Origin of the sequence: Streptomyces mutomycini (genome assembly GCF_001700505.1) — a bacterium.
Taxonomy (GTDB): Bacteria; Actinomycetota; Actinomycetes; order Streptomycetales; family Streptomycetaceae; genus Streptomyces; species Streptomyces mutomycini.
The window spans coordinates 1-4,057 of record NZ_MAPV01000328.1 but is presented as its reverse complement, the minus strand read 5'-3'; the positions used below and the strand labels follow the sequence as shown (position 1 = coordinate 4,057).

At 67.0% G+C, this 4,057-nt stretch carries 4 protein-coding genes and 1 pseudogene; 4 read left to right on the top strand and 1 reads right to left on the bottom strand.

Annotated features, from left to right (window positions below; all coding sequences use genetic code 11):
* Positions 1-201 precede the first annotated feature (201 nt).
* Positions 202-486 (top strand): AbrB/MazE/SpoVT family DNA-binding domain-containing protein, encoded by a 285-nt coding sequence (locus BFF76_RS30235; RefSeq protein ID WP_031093566.1) that lies wholly within the window; start codon positions 202-204, stop codon positions 484-486.
* A 22-nt stretch (positions 487-508) separates the two neighbouring features.
* The gene (locus tag BFF76_RS30230) at positions 509-826 is read left to right on the top strand and encodes a hypothetical protein (RefSeq protein WP_031093569.1); all 318 of its coding nucleotides are present in this window, start codon (positions 509-511) and stop codon (positions 824-826) included.
* A gap of 84 nt (positions 827-910) precedes the next feature.
* On the opposite strand, the gene BFF76_RS30225 is transcribed toward BFF76_RS30230, so the two are convergent.
* Positions 911-2,716 carry a bifunctional metallophosphatase/5'-nucleotidase gene (locus tag BFF76_RS30225; RefSeq protein ID WP_065849497.1) on the bottom strand — a complete coding sequence of 602 codons (1,806 nt, stop codon included), beginning with the start codon at positions 2,714-2,716 and terminating at the stop codon, positions 911-913.
* 255 nt (positions 2,717-2,971) lie between these two features.
* Between BFF76_RS30225 and BFF76_RS34295 the strand changes: the two are divergent.
* Positions 2,972-3,538, top strand: a pseudogene (locus BFF76_RS34295) (DUF1016 N-terminal domain-containing protein); the annotation flags it as partial.
* Between the two features lie 67 nt (positions 3,539-3,605).
* On the top strand, positions 3,606-3,968 hold the full coding sequence (locus BFF76_RS34290) for a PDDEXK nuclease domain-containing protein (protein ID WP_244167379.1): 363 nt from the start codon (positions 3,606-3,608) through the stop codon (positions 3,966-3,968).
* The last annotated feature ends 89 nt before the right edge of the window (positions 3,969-4,057 follow it).

The following is a 4,057-nucleotide window of genomic DNA, read 5'->3' as shown; positions in this document are numbered from 1 at the left end:
GTGTGCCTCCGGGGGCCGTGGGGGGGGCTCGAATTATGTCGGGTACACCTCAATGACGAAACAGGGTCATCTCGCCACCGCCGCCCGCATGGCCGGAACCCGTCGACCACACGCATTGCAAGATTACGAATTTCTCAAACTCGGAAGTTCGCATTTCGTGATACCTTGGCAAGGATGGCGACAGAGGTAGGAGGTCATTGCATGACTGGAGCCACAGCCATACTGCGCACGAACGGGCAGATCACACTGCCCAAGGCCATTCGGGCAGCCCTCGGGGTGAACCAGGGCGACGAACTCGAGTTCGAGATCACCGGCGCCGGTGAAGTGACGGTGCACGGACTCACCAAGATCCGCTCCGACCAGGCCTGGTTCTGGACTCCGGAGTGGCAGGAGGGCGAGCGCAGGACCAGCGAGGACATCGCTGCCGGTCGCACCGCCGTCCACGAGGACACGGACAGCATGTTCGCGCACCTCGACGAAGACTGACCCCTGACACCGGGAGGCCCGATTGCCCACTTTTGAGACGACTGCCCACTTCAAGCGCGACTTCAAGGCCTTGAAGCCCGAGGAGCGGAAGCGCTTCGAGGACGTCATCCGGAAGAGGTTCGTTCCGGATGTGGAGTTGGGGCAGTTCCGACCCGGACTCCGGGTCAAGCCGGTCCAGGGCATCTCCTTGCCGCAGGGCGCACGCCCTGTCATGGAGATGACTTGGGCACCGGACGGTCGTGCCACCTGGCAGTACGGAGACGAAGTCCGCCCAGGGGTGACGCACATCCTGTGGCGCCGAGTGGGGGGCCACGACATCTTCGTCCCCGGGCCGGCCTGAACAAGCCGACGGTCCGCCACGACGCGTGGCGGACCGTCGGTCCTCGGGCCCTGCGGGAGCGCTGGACGTTACAGCGCGCCGGAGTTACTGCACGACCGTGATCCGGTCCGTGGCCGGCGGGGCCAGCGGTGCGGAAGCCGTCGAGTGGGCTGCCAGGTAGGCGTTGAACAGGTCCAGGTCGGACGCCCCGACCAGCTTGTTCGTGCCCTGGCCGAGGGCCGCGAAGCCGTCGCCGCCGCCCGCGAGGAACTCGTTCATCGCGACGCGGTACGTCTTCGCCGGGTCGATCGCCTCACCGTTCAGCAGGATCGAGGAGGCGACCACGCGCTCGGCGCCCGACTTCGTCAGGTCCAGCGTGTAGGTGAGGCCCTTCGAGACCTGAAGGATCTTCGGGGACGCCTCGTTGGAGCCGCTGACCTGCTGCTGCAGTGCGGTGACCAGCTGCGCGCCGGTGAGGTCGACGACGTTCATCATGTTGGTGAACGGCTGGACCGTGAACGCCTCGCCATACGTCACCACCCCGTCGCCCTCACCGCCGGACGCCGCGTACACCAGGTCGGAGCGGATACCGCCCGGGTTCATGAACGCGACGACCGCGCCGCCCTTGTCCGCGGGGGCCAGGCCCTCCAGCTGGGCGTCGGCGATCAGGTTGCCGAGCGGCTTCTCGGGAGCGGTGGAGCCGCGGCCGTTGATGTCGGCGGAGATGAAGCCCTGCGGCCGGCCCGCGATGGGTGCGGCGAGGGTGTTCCAGCGGGCGATCAGCGCCGTCATGTCGGTGGCCTTGGCCTGGTCCCGGCTGACGATGTGGTTGGCCGACTCCACCGACGTACGCACGATGTCCTTGGTGCGGCGGTCGTAGGTGAGGGTCGTGTCGGTGTAGAGCTTGCCGAACGACGACGCCGACGTGACCATGCGCGGCTTGCCCGACGGGTCCGGGACCGTGCACACGTACGCCTGGTGGGTGTGGCCCGTGACCAGGGCGTCGACCTTCGGCGTGATGCCCTTGGCGATGTCGACGACCGGCCCGGAGATGCCGTCACCGGCGCCCGGGCTGTCGCAGTCGTAGTTGTACGAGGAGGAGGCCGGGGCGCCGCCCTCGTGGATCAGCGCGACGATGGACTTGACGCCCTGGCGGTCCAGCTCCTTGGCGTACTTGTTGACCGTCTCGATCTCGTCGTGGAACTTCAGACCCTTGACGCCGTTGGCCGTGACGATGTTCGGCGTGCCCTCCAGGGTCACCCCGATGAAGCCGATCTTGACGCCGTTCTTCTTCCAGACCGTGTACGGCTTGAGGACCGGCTTGCCGGTCTTCTCGTTCGTCACGTTGGCCGCGAGGTACGGGAAGTCCGCGCCCTCGAACTTCTTGTCCTTCTCGTAGCACCCCTCGACCGGGTGGCAGCCGCCGTTCTGCAGACGGGCGAGCTCCGTGGCCCCCTCGTCGAACTCGTGGTTGCCCACGGCCGTCACGTCGAGGTCGAGCCCGTTGAGCGCCTCGATGGTGGGCTCGTCGTGGAAGAGCCCCGACAGCAGCGGGCTCGCGCCCACCATGTCGCCGCCGGCCGCGGTGACGGAGTACGGGTTCCCCTTGCGCGCGGTGCGCAGCGAGGTCGCCAGGTACTCGACGCCACCGGCCGGAATCGACTTCACCGTGCCGTCGGCCTGCTTCTCACTGACCGTCCCCGCGGAACCGGCGGGCGGCTCCAGGTTGCCGTGCAGGTCGTTGAAGGAGAGCAGCTGCACGTCGACGGTGCGGGACTGCTGGCCGTGACCGTGCCCCCGGTCCTGGGCGCCGGCCGGCATCGCGGCGACGAGCGCACCTACGGTGGTCAGCCCGGCGACGGTGGCGAGCACCCGCCGAGTCGCACGGTTCTTCTGTGGAGTCGCTGACATCGGTCCCCTTCGATTCTCTGGATCCTGCGTGCCGCAGCCTAGAGTCAACGCGCGTAGCGCGACAGATGTCCGGGGTTACGAACTGGTTGCTGCGCGCCCAGAAAGGGGTCGATCACCCGTAGGGCGTACATTTGCGAGCAGAAACGTCACCGCAGGCATACGTGCCGGAATCCTGCACCCGTGGACAACGAACTCACGGCCGAGGCAGTGGTGCCGGCCCAGCACCGGGGCGAACTTCCCCCTGGCTTCTACGACATGCTCGACGACCTCAAGTCGATCGTGCGGGGCGCGCACGTGCGCGCACAGCTCAAGGTGAACACCGAGATGCTCCTGATGTACTGGCAGATCGGGCGGACGATCCTGGAGAGGCAGGGCGGCGAGAAGTGGGGGACGAAGGTCGTCGACCGCATCGCCACGGAGCTGCGGACCGAGTTCCCGAACCAGCGGGGGTTCAGCGCGCGCAATCTGCAGTACATGCAGCAGATGGCTCGAACATGGACCGAACAGTTTGCGCAGCAAGCTGCTGCGCAATTGCCCTGGGGCCACCTCCAGCTCCTCATGGACAAGTGCAGAACCCGCTTCGAGCTGGACTTCTACGCCCAGCACGCCGTGTACCACGGCTGGTCCCGCGACCGCCTCAGCACGCACATCCGCAGCGAGCTCCATCTGGCCCAAGGCGCGGCCGCCAACAACTTCGACGTCACCATCCCGGAGCAGTCCGAGGCCGCGACACAGATCTTCAAGGATCCGTACCGTCTGGAGTTCACCCAGCTGTCGGACACCGCCGCCGAGCGCGAGCTCGAGGACGCGCTGACGAACAAGATCATCCAGTTTCTCACCGAGCTCGGCTTCGGGTTCGCGTTCGTCGGCCGCCAGTACCCCCCTCACCGTGGGCGATACGGAGTTCCGCATCGACCTGCTCTTTTACCACTTCATGCTGCACCGCTTCGTGGTGGTCGAGCTGAAGACCACCAGGGCTCACCCCTCTCACCTCGGGCAGCTCAGCTTCTACGTCACCGCGGTGGACCGCCTTCTGCGCGACCCGGAGCGGGACGACCGGACACTTGGCATCCTCATCGCGGAGAGCAAGGACGAGACGGTCGTCGAATTCGCACTGCAGTCCCAGAACCAGCCACTCGCGGTCAGTACGTACGCCGCCCTCCCGCCGGGAGTGCGGGAGCTGATGCCCAGCTCCGAGGACCTCTCCCGCATCACTCACGAGGTCCTGCACCGTGGGGCGAACTCCGACTGACGCAGCCGGGCGGCGCCCGAACGGGCCGCGCAACAGCTCGCAGCCCCCGGTGCCACACCCCCGCCCCGTACGCTCGTATCCATGACGAC

Bases quoted from the DNA above. Each gene is read 5' to 3' on its own strand.
- BFF76_RS30235 (WP_031093566.1), top strand. From the start codon at position 202: ATGACTGGAGCCACAGCCATACTGCGCACGAACGGGCAGATCACACTG.
- BFF76_RS30225 (WP_065849497.1), bottom strand. From the start codon at position 2,716: ATGTCAGCGACTCCACAGAAGAACCGTGCGACTCGGCGGGTGCTCGCC.